Here is an 18,315-nt window from a genome sequence, read left to right on the forward strand (position 1 = left end):
CGGCGAGGGCGGACCAGTTCCGTCGCTCCGGATCACCGGCCCCGTTCCCACCAAAGGGCGAACCGATGGAAACGACGATGTCGCTAGAGCTGGAGTTGCTCTCTGAGCTGCGAGGCGCACTCACTGAGCACGAGATCCAATCCGAGGTGAAGGAGGACGTTGCAGGGCTCGCTGTGCACACCGACGCACCCGGCGTCTACCTCTGGATCTTCGTCAGCTTCACCGGCCGATTCTTCTCCTGGGCCCGAGGCAACCACCAGCACCCGGTGAACGACATGCCTGGTGCCGCGCGCCGCATCGCCACCCACGTCCAGGGCCTGCACCTGCTGGGGGACAGCGAGTGATGGCCGGCGCGGCCTGAGAGGAGCAAGTTCGAATGAAGACTCCGGCGATGGAGATGCGCGCCCAGGCTGAGGACCGGGCACTGCGTCGGCTCCGGGAGGAGTTCACCGGTCACCGGATCTGGCGGGCTCAGCGGTCGGACGGCAGTCCTGGCGAATGGGTGGCGACGCTGCATGACCCGGCTGCCGGGGTTGATGCGACGGTGATCTGTCGTGACTCGGAGGAGTTGCGTGTGGCGCTGGTGCACGAGCGGCAGCGCGCGGCGGGGCGTCCGGTCGTGAAGAGGGCTTGGTGATGGTGGTGTGGACTCCCCCACTGTCACCTCATAGGGCCGCCCCAGAGGATGGGGCGGTCCAAGGGGAGGCTGAGGCGGCGTGGTGGGTGCTTGTCCCCCCGGCTGCACCCGCTGCGCTGCCTCGGCCCCTCACCGCACGCCGACACCTCAACCGCCTCGACCGGGCGCTGCGACGGCAGGGCTGGGTTACTGAACGCCGGTACGCCGAAGCGGTACCGCTGCTGCGCGTCCACTCCCCGGACATGCCCTTCGTCGGCGAAAGCGTCTGCGTGGTCGGCGGGGACGGCGGCTGGTGGTTCCGGTTCAGCACCGGGACCCTGCTCGCGCCCTGCTCACAGATGAACCTGGCGGTGTGGCAGGTCACGGCGCTGCTGGCCGCCGCGGGGCTCGGCGGCGGAACCGTCCCACTGGACGAATGACCTCTGATGGACGCCCGGGCCGCCGCTGTGGAGGAGATCAGCCAGCGGTTCGGGGTCCCGTGTTGGATCGGGCGTCACACCGGTAGCTATTGGGCGCTGGTGCTCGGTAGTCACGGGTGGCGGCTGGTGGAGGCGCTGACGGTTCGAGAGCGCTCGATGCTGCTCGCGAGCGCGGCTCTTCGTTCCATGCGATCCCAGCGGCGCTGGTGCCGGTGGCCTAATTGCACGCTAATTGCACGGCACCCGCCAACGGGGGAAACGATCAAGGCCCAGGTTTCGGGGATCTATCCCCTGGCCTGGGCCTTTGTGGTGGGAGCGGGTGACGGGAATCGAACCCGCGCTGTCAGCTTGGGAAGCTGAAGTTCTACCATTGAACTACACCCGCGTGGGGAGGCTTGGGGCCTCCCATGTTGTGAGTACTGTACCGGAAGTCGGTGCGGGCGTGGTCGTGGGATAGCGTTTCGGGGTGCTGCTCTCCGATCGTGACATCAGGGCCGAGCTCGAATCAGGGCGGGTGAAGATCGACCCGTGTGAGCCGGAGATGGTCCAGCCGTCCAGTGTGGACGTGAGGCTCGACCGGTACTTCCGGGTGTTCGAAAACCACAAGTATCCGCACATCGACCCTGCCGTGGAGCAGCGGGATCTGACGCGGCTGGTGGAGGTGGACGCCGATGAGGCGTTCGTCCTGCATCCGGGGGAGTTCGTGCTCGCCTCGACGTACGAGGTGTTCGGGCTGCCGGACGATCTCGCGGCGAGGCTGGAGGGGAAGTCAAGCCTGGGACGGCTCGGGCTGCTCACGCACTCGACCGCCGGGTGGATCGACCCCGGGTTCTCCGGGCACGTGACGTTGGAGCTGTCAAACGTCGCGACGCTGCCGATCAAGCTGTGGCCGGGGATGAAGATCGGGCAGATGTGCCTGTTCAGGACGAGTTCGCCGACCGAGTTCCCCTATGGGTCTGAGCGGTACGGGTCGCGGTATCAGGACCAGCGGGGGCCGACGCCGTCGCGGTCCTATCTGAACTTTCATCGCACCAAGGTGTAGTCAGTGCGCCAGGCCCACGCTGAACAGGACGGCCGCTAGGCCGAGGCCCGTTGCGCACAGGGTCAGTACGCGCGGGTGGACGCTGTGCGCCTCCGGGAGGATCTCGGCGGCGGACAGGTACAGGAGCACCCCGGCGAAGAACCCCAGGTAGGGGGCTAGGACGGCCTCTGGCACGCGGGCGAGCGTCCCGATCGCGGCTCCCGCGATGGGGGCGGCGGCGTCCGCGACCAGCAGCAGGACGGCGGGCCGCCGGTCGCGGCGGTTCAGCGACGCGGCCGTGAACGTGTTGAAGCCGTCCGCGAAGTCGTGCGTGACGACGGCGAGCGCGACGAACGCGCCGACCTCCGTCCCGGACTGGAAGCCGAGCCCGATGCTGAGGCCGTCCACGAGGCTGTGCACGACCAGTGCGGACGCGGCGAGCAGCCCGGCCGTGCGGCCGGTCCCGGACGGGACGGCGGGGGAATGGGCGTGGACGTGCGGGGCGTACTCGTCCTCGTGCGCCCGGTGGACGGCCACCGCCTGCTCGACGACGTGCAGCAGCAGGAACCCGACGGCGAAGCCGATCATGGGCGTGGGGACGCCGAGCAGGTCGTGCCGCGCCATCTCCAGCGACTGGGGGACGAGGTCGAACGCGACGACGCCGAGCATCAGGCCGCCCGCCAGCCCGAGGACGAGGTGCCGGTGGTCGCGGACCCGCATCGCCGTCAGCCCCCCGGCGAGCGTCATCAGGAACGCGAGGACGGACACCAGCACGGCCATTCCTGGGTCTTACCAGGACATCCCCCGCCGCAACCTTCGGCGCGCCGCGCCCGCGCTCAGTCCAGCAAGGCGGAGTCGATCACGGATCCGGCGGGCGGCGCCTTGACGGTCACCGGCTGCCCGTACTCGACGTACTCGAGCCGGTCCTCCCGTCCGCCCTCCATGAGCAGCACGTACGGAGGACCCTGCGTCGCGATCTGGATCTTGTCCCCCGCCGAGTCGCTGAGCACCACGGTGGGAACGTCGCCGACCTTGCCCGCGCCCTCCTTCCGCCATCCCCTGCCGCTCTTCACCGCCTCGTTGAGGAGGGTCGTCTTGTTCGCGAAGGCCGCGAGATCGCGGAAGTCGGCGTCGCCGGTCGTCGTCTTGACGTACTTGCCGGAGAAGAGCTGGGCGGCCCCCTTGCCGCCGACCGACTTCCAGAACCTGTCGTTGCCGGACAGGTAGACGACCTTGCCGATCACGGTGAGTCCGACGCGCTCGGAGCCCTGCCGCATCGAGCCGGTCACCTTCGTCTTCCCCTCGAAACGGAAGTCGATCTTGTACTTCTCGCCGTCCTCGACCTGGCCGCGCAGCCGCACGTACCGCGCGGACGCCGTCGCCGCGCGGGCGCGGGCGAAGATCTGGGCCGGTTTCAGGGTCGCGATCCCGTTGTCCGTCGCGGTCGGCGACGGCGACGCCGACGCGGAAGGCGAGGCGGACGCCCCCGCGGTGGCCGCCTCCTTCTTCGCGCCGTCCGACTCCCCGGCCGGTCCGCATCCGGTGGCGAACGCGAGCGTCAGGACGAGCGCCGCCGGAATCCCCGCCCGTAGATGGTGATGCACCGAGGTCCCCTTTCGTTGCGTATCGGAGCAAGCCCCCGATGTCCCGGAAAATCCTGCTGTGCGGCGGTGCGGAATCACTGTCGGTATGCTGCGGTCACTGCGGCCCGGCTGCGGAACGACGGCGGTGGCGCCGGAGGCGGAGGCGTTTGGGGGTGGTCACGCTGGCGGGCGACGGGTCCCCGCTGCGTTTCGAGATCCTCGGCCGTCCGGCCGCCTGGCGGGACGGACGGGAGCTCGACCTCGGTCCCGGCAAGCAGCGGGCGGTGCTGGCCGTGCTCCTGCTGTCGCCCAACCGTCCGGTGCCGACGTCCTCGATCGTGGAGGCCGTGTGGGGCGACGAGCCGCCGGACAACGGGGTGAACGTCGTCCAGAAATACGTCGCCGGGCTGCGCCGCGTGCTGGAGCCGGAGCGTTCGCCGCGCTCTCCCGGACGCCTGCTGACGCTGACCGGCGCGGGGTACGCGCTGCGCGTCCCGCCCGAGGGCCTGGACGCCGAGCTCTTCCAGGACCGGGTGAGGGAGGCCCTCGCCGTCCGCGCGGCGGGCGACCCCGCGCGGGCCGAGTCACTGCTGCGGGACGCGCTGTCCGGCTGGCGCGGGACGGCGCTCGCCGGGCTGAACGGCTCGTTCTTCGACGCCGCCCGCGGCCGCCTGGACGAGGAGCGCGCCGCCGCGCTGGAGGCGTGCGCCGAGACCGGGCTGGAGCTGGGCGAGCACGCGCGGCTGGTGCCCGAGCTGATCCGGCTCGTCGCCGAGTACCCGCTGCGGGAGGGCTTCCGGTACCTGCTGATGCTGGCCCTCTACCGGTGCGGACGCCAGGCCGAGGCCCTCGCCGCCTACCGGGACGCCCGCGACTTCTTCGCCGACGAGTTCGGCGTCGAGCCGGGCGAGCAGCTCCAGAGCCTGCACGTCGGCATCCTCCGCGCCGACCCCGCCCTGGCCCCTCCACCCGCACACGACACGCCACCCGCGCTCGCGGACACGCCGCCGGTGCCCGCGGACACACCGGCCGTGCCCGCGGTCACGCCGCTCGCACCCGCGGACGATCTTCCGGTGCCAGCCGCGGCGGGCGCGGCCGCGGCGGGGTTCGCGCCGCCTGATCCGCTCGCGGCGGTGCAGGTGCGGGCGGGGCACGTCCCGACGACGGTCGCCGCTCATTCGGCGGCGGCCGTCCAGCCGTGGTCCGGCGTCCCGGTGGTCGGCGCTGCGCCCGCCCTCGGATGGCCTCCGCCGCCCCCGGCGCCCGGCCGTCGGCGGTATCCGTGGGCCGTGCGGTGCGGTCTGATGCTGGCCCCGCTGCTCAGTTTCGGCACCCTGACCTGGGCCGAGGTCGCCTACTTCGCGGCGCGGCGCCGGAGCAGGACGCTCGGGATCATGTCCGTCGGCTACCTGGTGATGACGGTCGTCTTCTTCTACGGCACCGCGGCCACGGACCCCGAGGCGACCGGCTGGTGGGACGTCCCGATGCTGTTCTCGGTGTTCGTGACGACGCTCGGCGGGAGCGTCCACGTCGCTCTGATCACCTCCGAGCCGTCGTCGCCGGACGGCCGGGACGAGCCCGGATCGGCGTTGGACGTTCCGCTGATCGAGCGGCGGGTCCGGCGCGACCAAGCGCGGTCGCTGGTGGCGCACCATCCGGCGGTGGCGCGGGAACTGCGGATCGGACGTCCCGACCTGACCCGGACGTTCGACGACGGCGGCCTGGTCGACGTCAACGCGGCGCCCGAGCACGTGCTCGCCGCGCTGCCGGGACTGGACCCGTACCACGCGAAACTGATCGTGCTGGCCCGGACGGCGCACGGCCCGCTCGCGTCCGTCGACGACCTCGCCGTCCGGGAGATCCTGCCGTTCCACACGGTGCACGCACTGCGCGAAACACTGATCGCCGTACCGCCGGACGCCTGACATAGAAAGACCCCCGGCCACGTCATGGCCGGGGGTCTTTTCGCGCGCTATTCGGCGGCGACGGGCTCCTTCTCCGGGGCCTTGCCCTCGCCCTTGATGGAGCGGATCAGCAACTGCGAGACGTCGACGACTTCGAGGGATTCCTTCGCGTCGCCGGAGTTCTTCTTCTCGTTGATCGCGTCACCGAGCATGACGAGGCAGAACGGGCAGGCCGTGGACACGGTGTCCGGATTGGTGGCGAGCGCCTCGTCCACGCGCTCGGTGTTGATGCGCTTGCCGATGCGCTCTTCCATCCACATCCGGGCGCCGCCCGCGCCGCAGCAGAATCCGCGGTCCTTGTGCCGGTGCATTTCCTGCGTCTTGACGCCGGGGACGGTCGCCATGATGTCGCGCGGCTGCTTGTAGACCTTGTTGTGCCGTCCGAGGAAGCACGGGTCGTGGTAGGTGATGTTCTCCTCGATCGGCGAGACCGGGGTGAGCTTCCCGGACTCCACCAGGTGCGCCAGCAACTGCGTGTGGTGGACGACCTCGTAGTTCCCGCCGATCTGCGGGTACTCGTTGGCCAATGTGTTGAAGCAGTGCGGGCAGGTCGCGACGATCTTCTTCGCGCCCGCGTCGTTCAGCGTCTCGACGTTCTGCTGGGCGAGCATCTGGAACACGAATTCCATGCCGAGGCGGCGGGCCGGGTCGCCGGTGCAGGCCTCCATCGGGCCGAGCACCGCGAACTTCACGCCCGCGATGTGCAGCAGTTCCGCGACCGCCTTGGTGGTCTTCTTGGCGCGGTCTTCCAGCGCGCCCGCGCAGCCGACCCAGAACAGGTACTCGGTGTCCTCGGACACCTTCTCGTCGACGACGTCCACCTCGAAGTCGAGTTCCTCGATCCATTCGAGGCGCTTCATCTCGGACATCCCCCACGGGTTGCCCTTGTTCTCCAGGTTCTTGAGCATGACGCCCGCTTCGGACGGGAAGCTCGACTCGATCATGACCTGGAAACGGCGCATGTCCAGGATGTGGTCGATGTGCTCGATGTCGACCGGGCACTGCTCGACGCACGCGCCGCAGTTCGTGCACGACCAGAGGACGTCCGGGTGAATGACGCCGTCCTCGCCGACCAGTTCCTTGTCCACCTGCATGGCGAGCTTCTGCTCGGGGGTGAACGACGCCTGCTTCTCCTCGGACGCCGTGAAATACGGCGCCTTCGCGAGCGCGTGGTCACGCAGTTCCAGGATGAGCATCTTCGGCGACAGCGGCTTGCCGGTGTTCCAGGCCGGGCACTGGGACTGGCAGCGACCGCACTCGGTGCAGGTCGCCATGTCGAGGAGGCCCTTCCAGGTGAAGTCCTCGATCTTGCCGCGGCCGAAGACGTCCTCGTCCGGGTCGGCCTCCTCGAAGTCGAGCGGCTTGCCGCCCGACATCATCGGCTGCGCGGCGCCGAGGCCGTCCGGACGGCGCTTGAACATGACGTTCAGCGGGGCCAGGAAGATGTGCAGGTGCTTGGAATGCACGACGAACACGAGGAACACCAGCGCGACGCCGATGTGCAGCAGCAGCCCGACCGACTCGACCACTTCGAGGGTGTCGTGGCTGAGGCCGTCGAAAAGGTGGCCGACCGTCCAGGAGAAGTAGGCGCCCTTTCCGTAGGCGAGGTTCCCGCTGGCGTACTCGGCGCCGCGGAAGAAGAACATCGTCCAGATCACGTTGAAGATCATGATCAGCGTGATCCACGCGCCGGACAGGTGCGAGCCCTTGAACCGGGACGCGCGGCCGATCCGCTTCGGCGAGTTCTTGATCCGGATCGCGGTGAACACCAGCAGGCCCGCGGTACAGGCGAGGGCGATGGTGTCCTGGACGAACCCGATCGGCGCCCACGTCTGGAGCCCCGGAATGTGCTTGTCGAGCCCGGCCAGCAACGCGACCGCGGCCTCCAGGTAGACCGTGATCAGCAGGATGAACGCCCACATCACCGCGGCGTGCGCGGCGCCCGCCACCGTCCACTTGAGCAGCTTGCGCTGCCCGAACACCTCGGTGACCTGCCCCTCCAGGTCGGCCTTCGGGTCACGCTTGACCTGCAGCACCCGATCGGGGTCGGGCTGCCCGCTCTTCGCGACGGTGTACAGGAACAGCACCCGCCGGCCGGCGAGCGCCATCGCGACCGCCGCTCCTGCGAGCCCAATGACCAACGTGATCCAGAACACTGTTCCGTCCTCCTGGGGTACGGGCGATGGCAGTCAGCGTAAGACTCGCGGCAGACCGCTTCTCACCCGGGGCCCGAATACTACTCGGTAGTAGCTTATGCGTCACCCGCGCCCGGCCGGGGCCGCGCCCACGGAACGTCCATCCGCGCATCCGTACTCCGACCTGGCGTTCCTCTCATTCCCCCTACTTTAGGGATTCACGACACCGATGAATATCGCGTGGTTCCCGAGTCCATATCCGTAGACGGGCCCCGTCCAGCGGCGGTCCCGTCCAGCGGAACGTCACCGGACGATCGTCCAACGGAGGAACCAGTATGACCGCGATGCCCGATCTCGCGCCCGCCGCCCGCCGGATGGCGGGCCTGCTCGCCGGCGTCCGCGACGCGCAGCTCGACGCGCCGACGCCCTGCGACATGCCGCTCAGCGCCCTGCTCGACCACCTGAACGGCCTGACCCTCGCGTTCACCTGGGCCGCCGAGAAGGAGTTCCCGGACGGGCCGTCGCAGCCGCCGTCCGCGGACGCGACCCGGCTCCCGCCCGACTGGCGGACCCGCATCCCCGCGCAGCTCGACGCCCTCGCCGCCGCCTGGCGCTCGCCCGACGCCTGGCAGGGCATGACCCGGGCCGACGGCGTCGACCTGCCCGGCGAGGCGGCCGGACACGTCGCGATGAACGAGCTGGTCGTCCACGGCTGGGACATCGCCCGCGCCAGCGACCAGCCCTACGAGGTGGGCGAGGACGAGGTCTCCGCCTGCCTGGCCTTCGTGGCCCCCACCGTCGAACAGAGCGGCGGCGCCGGCATCGAGGGCCTCTTCGGCCCGGCGGTGGAAATCCCCTGCGACGCCCCTCCGCTGGACCGCCTGATCGGTATGACGGGCCGTGCCCCGTCCTGGACGGCGTAAGGCCACTCACCTGGACAAGACCTAAGCCGAGGCCACGGTTCGTGCGGCCTCCGGGCGTGGCCGCCCTCCGGCCGCACGAACCGCCGAGCAAGGGGCCGTTTCCCGAGCCGCGAACGCGGACTCGGGAAACGGCCCCTTGCTCGTGACGGGGGTTCCAGGGGGTCGCCCCCCTGGGCTAACACTTCTCGAATACGGCGGCCAAGCCCTGGCCGCCGCCTATGCACATTGTTTCCAGGCCGAAGTGGGAGTCGCGGCGGTGCATTTCGCGGGCGAGGGTGGCGAGGATGCGGGCGCCGGTGGCGCCTACGGGGTGGCCTAGGGAGATGCCGGAGCCGTTGACGTTGACGCGGTCCCAGTCGGCTTCCTTGAGGTCCCATTCGCGGGTGACGGCGAGGACCTGCGCGGCGAACGCCTCGTTCAGCTCGATGAGGTCGATGTCGGCGAGGGTGAGCCCGGCCCGGTCGAGGGCCCGCGCCGTCGCGGGGACGGGGCCGATGCCCATCGTGCGGGGCGGCACCCCGGCGCGGGCCCAGGACACGAGCCGGACGAGCGGCCGGAGTCCCAGCTCGGCGGCCCGCTCCGGGGTCGTGACGACGCAGGCGGCGGCCGCGTCGTTCTGCCCGCTGGCGTTCCCGGCGGTGACCGTGGCCTCGTCGTCGGTCTTGCCGAGGACGGCGGGACGCAGCTTCGCCAGCGTCTCCACGGTCGTGTCGGGACGCGGGTGCTCGTCGGTGTCGACGACCGTGTCCCCCTTGCGCGACCGGACGGTCACCGGGACGATCTCCTCCGCGAACGCGCCCGACTCCTGCGCCGCGACGGCGCGCTGGTGGGAGCGGACGGCGAGCTCGTCCTGCTCCCCGCGTCCGATGCCGTACTCGCGGCGCAGGTTCTCGGCGGTCTCCAGCATTCCGCCGGGCACCGGGTGGTTGGCGCCGCCCGCGGTGACCCGTCCCTGCGCGAGCGCGTCGTGCAGTTCGAGGGACGGCCCGCGGATGCCCCAGCGCGCGGCCGTCGTGTAGAAGGGCGCGTTGCTCATGCTCTCCACGCCGCCCGCGATGATCACGTCGCTGACGCCGGTCTGGATCTGCATGGCCGCGTTCACGACGGCCTGGAGCCCGGACCCGCAGCGCCGGTCGAGCTGGACGCCGCCGACCTCGACCGGCAGCCCGGCGTCGAGCGCGGCGACGCGGCCGATGGCGGGGGCGTCCGACGTCGGGTAGCAGTGCCCGAGGATCACCTCGTCGATCGCGTCGCCGGGCAGGCCGGTGCGTTCGACGAGCGTCCGGATGACGGTGGCGGCGAGCTCGGCGGCCTGGACGGTCTTCAGCACCCCGCCGAACCGGCCGATGGGAGTACGGAGCGGCTCGCAGATCACCGCGTCGCGCATGGTGGCTCCTTGGACGTCGATGTCGGACATTAGGCAGGCTACGGCCCGGGACGCGAAGGGCGGCGCTCACCCTTCCGACCAGCGGGGGGTTGAATGCCAGGGAATCTTGGGAAATGCCGGGGAAGCCAGGAGTGGGCGATCTAGGAGGCGGCGGTGGCGGAGTGGGCGCGGCGGGCGACGACGGTCCGGGTGGTCGGGACGGGGGCGATGGGACGCGGCATCGCGCAGCTCGCCGCGGCCGGAGGGCTGACGGTCGAGCTGGCGGACGTCCGGATAGAGGCGGTGACCAGCGCGGTCGAGTACATCGGCGGCATGTTCGACCGGCTCGTGAGCAAGGGGCGGATGGACGCGGGCGACGCGGCGCGGGCCAAGGAGAGGCTGCGTCCGGTGGGCGAGCCGCTCACGCCGTTCCAGGAATGCGATCTCGTGATCGAGGCCGTCCGGGAGGACCTGGACACGAAGCGGAAGCTGTTCGCGGCGCTGGAGGGCACGTGTCCTGAGCACACGATTCTGGCGACAAACACCAGTTCGCTGTCGGTGACGGCCATCGGCGCGGCGTTGAAGGACCCGTCCAGGCTGGCGGGACTCCATTTCTTCAACCCGGTGCCGTTGATGCGCCTGGTCGAGGTGATTCCGGGCGCGCGGACGGCCGACTGGGTCCCGGACGCGCTGGCCGACCTGGTGAGGCGTCTCGGTCATGAACCTGTGGTCGCCCCAGACGCGCCTGGCTTTCTCGTCAACCACGCTGGGCGGGGGCTGGTGACAGAGGCTTTGCAGATCCTGTCCGAGGGCGCCGCCGAGCCCGTGGACATCGACCGGATAGCGCGCGACGTGCTCGGCCTGAAAATGGGTCCCTGCGAACTGCTCGACCTCACGGGGATGGACGTGTCGCACTCTGTCATGGAGTCCATCTGGGAGGGGTTCTATGGGGAGCCTCGGTTCCGTCCGTCCAGGATCGGGCGGGCTCGGGTCGATGCGGGGATGTTCGGGCGGAAGACGGGCGAAGGCTTCTACGAGTACGTAGACGGCGCCAAGCAGGAGCCGCCGGAGGTGACGGCACCGGTCGTGGAGCCGCGCCCTGTGTGGGTGCACGGGGATGTGCGCGAAGAACTGGGTGCGCTGCTTTCGACGTCCGGGGTGGAGGTCGAGCAAGGGGACGAGCCGTCCGGTCAGGCGATCGCCCTCGTCGCGCCGTTCGGACAGAGCACGCTTGGCGCGGCGCAAGCCGAGGGCCTTCCCGTGGAGCACACCTTGGGCCTTGACCCGTTCGGTGGGTTCTTCACTCGGCTCACTCTGTCGGTGCATCCGGGCGTTGACAAAACGGTTGGGCGCGCGGCTCTTGCAGCGCTCGTCTCCACGGGACGGTCCGTCAGCGTCGTCCGGGACGCGCCCGCGCCCGTCGCGCAACGCCTGCTCGCCGCCATCGTGAACGTGGGCTGCGGGATCGCGGAGCAGCGGCTCGCCCGTCCCGAGGACGTCGACACGGCGGTGCGGCTCGGCCTCGGCTACCCGCGCGGCCCGCTGGAGTGGGGCGAGCAGGCCGGGACGGAGCACGTCCTCGCGATCCTGCGCGGCCTGCACGCGGCGACCGGCGACCCCCGCTACCGGCCGAGCGGCTGGCTCACCGAACGGGCGGCGCTCGGCCTGCCCCTGACCGAGGCCGGGACCGCGCCGTCCGACCTCACGTCCTGAAAAGCCCGCGGGCCGCCAGAGCGGGGCCCGCGGGCTGGACGGGTCAGAACGGGAGTTTCGCGGGCGGGTTCGGCTTGGCGTCCGTCCATCCCGCCGAACGGCAGGCCATGTACTCGATGACGAAGCCGGGCTTCATCTCCGCGTACGGCCCGCCCGGGGCGGTGAGCACGGTCTGCGTGGACAGCAGCGCGCCGGTCCGCTCGTCGAAGACGATCACTCGGCGGAAGCGGTAGGTCCCCTGCTGGGCCTTCGGCGTGCCGAACTCGCCGGTCTCCGTCATGGCGCGGTCGTCGGCGCCGAGCGCGACGCCCCGGCGGCCCAGCGGATCGGTGACGCGGCCGATCTCGTGCACGCCCGGCTGGGCCGCCAGCGCCTTGATCAGACCGGCCCGCACCTTCGGCTGGACGGGCGTGGCCAGCAGGCCCGACACCCGCATGATCTTCATTGCCGCGAGGGCGCCGCGCCCGGAGTTCGACCCGCTCGGGTCGGCCCCCCGGGCCGCCTTGCCCTCCTGCTCCATCGCCTTCCCGCTCAGGAACAGCCGGGCGAGTTCGTTCGGGTCGGTCGGGAGGTTCTGCAGGTCCTCGACCGACTTGCCGATGATGAACTTCCCGCCGCCGCGAGGATCGACGCCCACGTTGGGGCCGTCCGAGGTCCACGCGGTCGCCTTGGTCGTGTACGTGGCGAAGTGATCGCCGGACCAGACGCGGATCCGCGCCGGCGACCCGGCCGCGCGCCACAGCGCCGCGTCCCGCGCGGTCTGCGGGTGGGCCGGGAGGTCGCGGCCGTAGTACGCCTCGCCCATGCCCGACTTCACGCCCGACCAGTTGAACGTCTCGCTGTGCGCGCCGAAGATCGCGTAGGTCCCGGTCTTCGCGCGCACCACGTACGCCTGGCCGCTGATCCTGTCGTCGTGCCAGTACTTGCCCATCGGCTGGAGTTCGGCCTTCTCCGCCGCCGCGAGCACCGCTCCCTTGCCCAGTTCGACGGTCGTGTGCGGAGCGGGCGACGACGAACCCGTGGCCGCGATCGCGACCGCGGCGGCCGCGCCGACCGCGACCACGCCCGCCCCAACCTTCAGCCTCCACCCGGTAGGCCGCCATCCGGACCGGAGGCGCGGCGCCTCGAACATCCGGACGCGGGCCTCGGTCGTCTCGGCCATCGTCGGGGGCACGGGCTCGCCGTACGCTTCGCGGACCGTCCGCAGGTCATCCATGGTCGTCCTCCAGGTCGTGCATCGGATTGGTCCCGCCGAGCGCCGCGCGCACCTTCCGGCGCGCCCGGTTGAGCCGCGAGCCGACCGTCCCGTACGGGATGTCCAGCGCGGCGGCCACCTCCTGGTGGCTCATGTCGGCCAGCGCGACGAGCAGCAGCACGTCCCGGTCGCGCGCGGGCAGCGCCGCGATCGCCCCGGCCAGGCGTCCGCGCAGCCCTTCGGCGCTGACGCGGGCGTCCACCCGGTCGGCGTGCCCGCCGCCCGCGTCGTCGCCGGAGCGCTCGCCGGGCCCGAGCCGCTCGCGGGCGCGCAGCCCGCGCACCTCGGCGCGCCGGTGCCTGCCGATGACGTTGGTCGCGATGCCGTACAGCCAGGTCCGGACGGCGGCCCGCGAGTCGTCGTAGCGGGCCCGCTGGCGGAACGCCTCCAGGAACGTCTGCGACGCGATGTCGGACGCGGCGTCCTGGCCGAGCCGCCGGGCCGCGTACCCGTGGATCTCGGCGAAATAGGCGTCGAAGATGGCGCCGAACCGCTCGGGCTCGTTCAGGGACATCCGCAGGACGGCGCTGTCGTCCACTCGGCCGGGACGTGTTTCCGGGGGCGGATCCGCGGTGAGGGGCTCCCCTGTCATGTGCTGCCTTTCCATGGCGGACGGCGGACGTACTCGTATCACCCGGAGCCCGACATCGCTTTCACGGGCATCCCTTTCACGGCGTCCTCCTGGGGATGGACGCGGCGCGTGGTGGCCTCGTCCACGAGGCCGAACTCTTGGCTCGCGGGACGCCGCGGGGAACCGGAATACCCCGCTCACTCGTCCTGTTGAAGAGGTCGTCAGCAAAGTTGAGTCCGGTCGGCTCAAGTCATTTGACAGAGCGGGGAACGTCCGGGCACTCTTGCGGACAGCAGACGAACCGGCCGCACCCTGGCGCGACCGGGGAGCGATACACCGGAGAAACGACGGAGGACGAGAACATGGCACGTGCGGTCGGCATCGACCTCGGGACGACCAACTCGGTCGTCGCGATCCTGGAGGGCGGAGAGCCCACGGTCATCGCGAACGCGGAGGGGTCGCGGACCACGCCGTCCGTCGTCGCCTTCGCCAAGAACGGTGAAGTCCTGGTGGGCGAGGTCGCCAAGCGCCAGGCCGTGACGAACGTTGACCGGACGATCCGCTCGGTCAAGCGCGAGATGGGCACCGACTGGAAGACCCAGATCGACGGCAAGGACTTCACCCCGCAGCAGATCAGCGCGTTCGTGCTGCAGAAGCTGAAGAGGGACGCCGAGTCCTACCTGGGCGAGACGGTCACCGACGCGGTCATCACCGTGCCCGCGTACTTCTCCGACCACCAGCGGCAGGCCACCAAGGAGGCCGGGCAGATCGCGGGGCTGAACGTCCTGCGCATCATCAACGAGCCGACCTCCGCCGCGCTGGCGTACCACCTGGAGAAGGAGAACGAGGCCACGATCCTGGTGTTCGACCTCGGTGGCGGCACGTTCGACGTGTCCCTGCTGGAGGTCGGCGACGGGGTCGTCGAGGTGAAGGCCACGTCCGGCGACAACCACCTGGGCGGCGACGACTGGGACCAGAAGGTCGTCGACTGGCTGGTCGAGCGCTTCAAGAACGCCAACGGGGTCGACCTGTCCAAGGACAAGATGGCCCTCCAGCGGCTCCGCGAGGCCGCGGAGAAGGCCAAGATCGAGCTGTCCAGCTCGACCGAGACGCAGATCAACCTGCCCTACATCACCGCGTCCAGCGAGGGCCCGCTGCACCTGGACGAGAAGATCACCCGCGCCGAGTTCCAGCGGTTGACCTCCGACCTCCTGGAGCGCACCAAGGCGCCGTTCCAGCAGGTGCTCAAGGACGCGAAGATCTCCGTGGACGGGATCAACCAGGTCGTCCTGGTCGGCGGCTCGACCCGGATGCCCGCGGTGTCGGAGCTGGTCAAGGAGCTGACCGGCGGCAAGGAGCCCAACAAGGGCGTCAACCCCGACGAGGTCGTCGCGATCGGCGCCAGCCTCCAGGCGGGCGTGCTCAAGGGCGAGGTCAAGGACGTCCTGCTGCTGGACGTGACCCCGCTGAGCCTCGGCATCGAGACCAAGGGCGGCATCTTCACCAAGATCATCGAGCGGAACACGACGATCCCGACCAAGCGGTCGGAGACGTTCACCACCGCCGACGACAACCAGCCGTCCGTGGAGATCCAGGTCTACCAGGGCGAGCGCGAGATCGCCGCCTACAACAAGAAGCTCGGCACCTTCCAGCTCACCGGCCTGCCGCCGGCGCCGCGCGGCGTCCCGCAGATCGAGGTCACCTTCGACATCGACGCCAACGGCATCGTCAACGTCAGCGCCAAGGACCAGGGCACCGGCCGCGAGCAGTCGATGGTCATCACCGGCGGCAGCGCGCTGCCCAAGGACGACATCGAGAAGATGATGCGCGACGCCGAGCAGTACGCCGAGGAGGACCGGCAGCGCAAGGAAGAGGCCGAGGTCCGCAACCAGGCCGACACCCTGGCCTACTCCACCGAGAAGTTCCTGCGCGAGAACGACGAGAAGGTCCCCGAGGAGCTCAAGACCGAGGTGAGCGACGCCGTCGCCGAGGTCAAGAAGGCCCTGGAGGGCACCGACGTCGACGCCATCAAGGGCAGCGCCGAGAAGCTCGCGCAGATCAGCCAGAAGATGGGCGCGGCCATGTACGCGCAGAACCCCGAGGCCGCGCAGCCGGGCGCCGAGGACCACGGCCCCACGGCCGACGCCCAGGGCGGCGAGCCGCAGGACGACGAGGTCGTCGACGCGGAGATCGTGGACGAGGACAAGCCGAAGGAGGAGGGCCGATGACCGGAGCGGAGCGAGGATCTTCGGCCCTCCACCTCGGGGGTCTGGGGGTCGCCCCCCAGAAGGGCGGTGCATCGTGACGTCCTCTCCCAACGAGGGCGAGGAGAAGAAGGAGGGTCCGGTGATCCGCGACAAGCGGCGCATCGATCCCGAGACGGGGAAAGTCCGGGAGCAGGCGGCGTCCGCGCCGTCCGCCCCGGAGGCCCCGGCGAACGGGGGCGCCACCGCCGCGGACGAGGAGGTCGCCTCGCTCAAGACCCAGCTCAACGAGCGTCTCGCCGACCTCCAGCGGCTGAAGGCGGAGTACGACAACTACCGAAAGCGCGTCGAGCGCGACCGGGTCGCGGTCCGCGAGCAGGCCCTCGGCCAGGTGCTGACCGAGCTGCTCCCGGTGCTGGACGACATCGGCCGAGCCCGTGACCACGACGAGCTCACCGGCGGGTTCAAGTCCGTCGCGGAGAGCCTGGAGGCGGTCACCGGCAAGCTCGGCCTGGTGCGGTACGGCGAGAAGGGCGAGCCCTTCGACCCGACCGTGCACGAGGCGCTCATGCACGCCTATTCGTCCGACGTGACGGAGACGAGCGTGATGGACGTCCTGCAGCCCGGCTACCGGATCGGCGAGCGGGTCCTGCGGGCCGCGCGCGTCGCGGTGGCCGAGCCGGGCCCGGACGCCGACGCGGCGGAGTCCGGCGACGCGCCGGACGACGCGCAGGGCGACGAAGGCGAATGACCCTCCGGCGCACGCCGGGGGACCCGGGGGCACCGACCCCCATGAAGGACCCTCGCGGGCCCGCCCCGGCCGGGGCGGGCCCAGCGGGGACGCGTGACGACATGAGGCAAGTGGCGAGAGCAGAGAGCGGGGCGCCGTGAGCACCAAGGACTACCTGGAGAAGGACTACTACAAGGTCCTCGGTGTCGCGAAGACCGCCTCGCAGGAAGAGATCAAGAAGTCCTACCGGAAGCTGGCCCGCAAGTACCACCCGGACGCCAACAAGGGCGACACCGACGCCGAGGACCGCTTCAAGGAGGTCTCCGAGGCGTACGACGTCCTGTCCGACGAGAAGCGCCGCAAGGAGTACGACGCGGTCCGGTCGATGCCGGGCGGTTTCCGCGGCCAGCAGGGCGGCGGGTTCCCGTTCGACCTCGGCGACCTGTTCGGGCAGGGCGGTCCCGGCGGCGGGACGCAGACCGGCGGCGCGGGCGAGCGGATCGGCGACCTGTTCGGCGGCCTGTTCGGCCGGGGCGGCGGCACCCGCACCACCACGACGGGGGCGCGCCGGGCGCGGCGCGGCGCGGACGTCGAGACCGACGTGACGCTGCCGTTCGGCCGCGCGATGAACGGCGTGACCGTCCCGATCAAGCTGACCAGCGAGGCGGCGTGCAACTCGTGCCGGGGGACGGGCGCGAAGGCGGGGACCGTCCCGCGGGTGTGCCCGAACTGCGAGGGCACCGGGCACGAGACGCGCAACCTCGGCAACTTCGGCTTCCAGGAGCCGTGCAAGGAGTGCCACGGCCGGGGGCTCGTCGTCGACGACCCGTGCCCCATCTGCAACGGCAGCGGCCGGGCGACCGGCACCCGGACGATCCAGGCCCGCATCCCGGCGGGCGTCGCGGACGGGCAGAAGATCCGGTTGAAGGGCAAGGGCGCGCCCGGCGAGAACGGCGGCCCGCACGGCGACCTGTACGTGAACATCAAGGTCCGTCCGCACCCGGTGTTCGGCCGGACCGGCGACAACCTGACGCTGACCGTCCCGGTGACGTTCCCGGAGGCGGCGCTCGGCGCTGAGATCCGGGTGCCGACGTTCCAGGGGCAGCCGGTGACGCTGAAGCTGCCGGAGGGGACGCCGAACGGCCGCAAGTTCCGGGTGAAGGGCCGCGGCGCGACCCGGCGGGACGGCACGAAGGGCGACCTGCTCGTCACCGTGGACGTGCAGGTCCCGCAGAAGCTCGACGACCAGGCCCGGGAGGCCCTGGTCAAGCTGCGCGAGTCCGGTTCGGGGGACGACCTGCGCGCCGACCTCGTCCAGCAGGCACGGCAGGAGTGACCCCGTCATGAATCCCTTCGGCGACGACACGCCCGTCTACGTGATCTCGGTGGCGGCGCAGCTGTCCGGGCTGCACCCGCAGACGTTGCGGACCTACGACCGGATGGGCCTCGTGTCCCCCGGCCGGACGGCGGGCCGCGGCCGCCGCTACTCGATGCGCGACATCGTGATGCTCCGCGAGATCCAGCGGCTCTCGCAGGAGGAGGGCATCAACCTGTCCGGCATCAAGCACATCCTGGAGCTGCAGCGCGACAACGCGCGGCTCCACGAGGAGCTCGCGAAGGCGCACGCCGCGCTGGACGAGCTCGCCAACGAACTCGAATCGACCCGCGCGGTCGCGGCGCGGCTGGCGCAGCAGCGGCGGCGCGGGGAGCCGCCCGCCACACCCGGCGCCGACCTGGTCCCGATCAGGCATACCAGCGTCGTCGTGTGGCACGAACGCGGTCGAGATTGAATTA

At 70.8% G+C, this 18,315-nt stretch carries 17 protein-coding genes and 1 tRNA gene; 11 read left to right on the forward strand and 7 right to left on the reverse strand.

From position 1 onward, the window contains the following. Window positions 1-77: 77 nt before the first annotated feature. From FXF65_RS03225 to FXF65_RS43465, 3 genes are all read left to right on the forward strand, one after another. Window positions 78-344, forward strand: a complete 267-nt coding sequence (locus tag FXF65_RS03225) for a hypothetical protein (RefSeq protein WP_148348140.1) — start codon at window positions 78-80, stop codon at window positions 342-344. 32 nt (window positions 345-376) lie between these two features. Further along, window positions 377-637, forward strand: a complete 261-nt coding sequence (locus FXF65_RS03230) for a hypothetical protein (protein WP_148348141.1) — start codon at window positions 377-379, stop codon at window positions 635-637. Window positions 638-879: 242 nt separating this feature from the next. Next, on the forward strand, window positions 880-1,056 hold the full coding sequence (locus FXF65_RS43465) for a hypothetical protein (RefSeq protein WP_187412062.1): 177 nt from the start codon (window positions 880-882) through the stop codon (window positions 1,054-1,056). A gap of 314 nt (window positions 1,057-1,370) precedes the next feature. On the opposite strand, the gene FXF65_RS03235 is transcribed toward FXF65_RS43465, so the two are convergent. Then, window positions 1,371-1,441 (reverse strand) — tRNA-Gly (locus tag FXF65_RS03235). Between the two features lie 81 nt (window positions 1,442-1,522). Here FXF65_RS03235 and dcd point away from each other — a divergent pair. Beyond that, window positions 1,523-2,098: a dCTP deaminase gene (gene dcd / locus FXF65_RS03240; protein ID WP_148348142.1), complete on the forward strand. Its 576-nt coding sequence runs from the start codon at window positions 1,523-1,525 to the stop codon at window positions 2,096-2,098. On the opposite strand, the gene FXF65_RS03245 is transcribed toward dcd, so the two are convergent. Further along, window positions 2,099-2,857 (reverse strand): ZIP family metal transporter, encoded by a 759-nt coding sequence (locus FXF65_RS03245; RefSeq protein WP_148348143.1) that lies wholly within the window; start codon window positions 2,855-2,857, stop codon window positions 2,099-2,101. A gap of 56 nt (window positions 2,858-2,913) precedes the next feature. Beyond that, on the reverse strand, window positions 2,914-3,681 hold the full coding sequence (locus FXF65_RS03250) for a hypothetical protein (protein ID WP_148348144.1): 768 nt from the start codon (window positions 3,679-3,681) through the stop codon (window positions 2,914-2,916). Window positions 3,682-3,833: 152 nt separating this feature from the next. Between FXF65_RS03250 and FXF65_RS03255 the strand changes: the two genes are divergently transcribed. Next, complete coding sequence (locus FXF65_RS03255) at window positions 3,834-5,585, forward strand: AfsR/SARP family transcriptional regulator (protein ID WP_187412063.1); 1,752 nt, start codon at window positions 3,834-3,836, stop codon at window positions 5,583-5,585. 47 nt (window positions 5,586-5,632) lie between these two features. Here the strand turns inward: FXF65_RS03255 and FXF65_RS03260 are convergent, their stop codons facing one another. Next, complete coding sequence (locus FXF65_RS03260) at window positions 5,633-7,732, reverse strand: (Fe-S)-binding protein (RefSeq protein WP_246198316.1); 2,100 nt, start codon at window positions 7,730-7,732, stop codon at window positions 5,633-5,635. Window positions 7,733-8,094: 362 nt separating this feature from the next. Between FXF65_RS03260 and FXF65_RS03265 the strand changes: the two genes are divergently transcribed. Beyond that, window positions 8,095-8,682, forward strand: a complete 588-nt coding sequence (locus FXF65_RS03265; RefSeq protein WP_148348146.1) for a TIGR03086 family metal-binding protein — start codon at window positions 8,095-8,097, stop codon at window positions 8,680-8,682. A gap of 175 nt (window positions 8,683-8,857) precedes the next feature. Here FXF65_RS03265 and FXF65_RS03270 read toward each other — a convergent pair whose 3' ends face one another. Further along, window positions 8,858-10,069 carry an acetyl-CoA C-acetyltransferase gene (locus FXF65_RS03270; protein ID WP_148348147.1) on the reverse strand — a complete coding sequence of 404 codons (1,212 nt, stop codon included), beginning with the start codon at window positions 10,067-10,069 and terminating at the stop codon, window positions 8,858-8,860. A 153-nt stretch (window positions 10,070-10,222) separates the two neighbouring features. On the opposite strand from FXF65_RS03270, the gene FXF65_RS03275 reads away from it, so the two are divergent. Beyond that, the gene (locus FXF65_RS03275) at window positions 10,223-11,761 is read left to right on the forward strand and encodes a 3-hydroxyacyl-CoA dehydrogenase (protein ID WP_148348148.1); all 1,539 of its coding nucleotides are present in this window, start codon (window positions 10,223-10,225) and stop codon (window positions 11,759-11,761) included. A gap of 43 nt (window positions 11,762-11,804) precedes the next feature. On the opposite strand, the gene FXF65_RS03280 is transcribed toward FXF65_RS03275, so the two are convergent. Then, complete coding sequence (locus FXF65_RS03280) at window positions 11,805-12,977, reverse strand: hypothetical protein (RefSeq protein ID WP_148348149.1); 1,173 nt, start codon at window positions 12,975-12,977, stop codon at window positions 11,805-11,807. After that, complete coding sequence (locus FXF65_RS03285; protein WP_148348150.1) at window positions 12,970-13,608, reverse strand: RNA polymerase sigma factor; 639 nt, start codon at window positions 13,606-13,608, stop codon at window positions 12,970-12,972. Before FXF65_RS03285 ends, FXF65_RS03280 begins: the two co-directional genes overlap by 8 nt. A gap of 341 nt (window positions 13,609-13,949) precedes the next feature. On the opposite strand from FXF65_RS03285, the gene dnaK reads away from it, so the two are divergent. From dnaK to FXF65_RS03305, 4 genes are all read left to right on the forward strand, one after another. Further along, the gene (gene dnaK, locus FXF65_RS03290; RefSeq protein WP_148348151.1) at window positions 13,950-15,815 is read left to right on the forward strand and encodes a molecular chaperone DnaK; all 1,866 of its coding nucleotides are present in this window, start codon (window positions 13,950-13,952) and stop codon (window positions 15,813-15,815) included. Between the two features lie 73 nt (window positions 15,816-15,888). Continuing rightward, a complete protein-coding gene (gene grpE, locus FXF65_RS03295; RefSeq protein ID WP_148348152.1) occupies window positions 15,889-16,542 on the forward strand; it encodes a nucleotide exchange factor GrpE in 654 nt (217 codons plus the stop codon). A gap of 136 nt (window positions 16,543-16,678) precedes the next feature. Continuing rightward, complete coding sequence (gene dnaJ, locus FXF65_RS03300; RefSeq protein WP_148348153.1) at window positions 16,679-17,857, forward strand: molecular chaperone DnaJ; 1,179 nt, start codon at window positions 16,679-16,681, stop codon at window positions 17,855-17,857. Window positions 17,858-17,864: 7 nt separating this feature from the next. Next, entirely contained in the window at window positions 17,865-18,311 is a 447-nt protein-coding gene (locus FXF65_RS03305) for a heat shock protein transcriptional repressor HspR (protein ID WP_148348154.1), read from the forward strand. Window positions 18,312-18,315: the final 4 nt, after the last annotated feature.

The organism is Actinomadura syzygii, assembly GCF_008085905.1.
Taxonomy (GTDB): domain Bacteria; phylum Actinomycetota; class Actinomycetes; order Streptosporangiales; family Streptosporangiaceae; genus Spirillospora; species Spirillospora syzygii.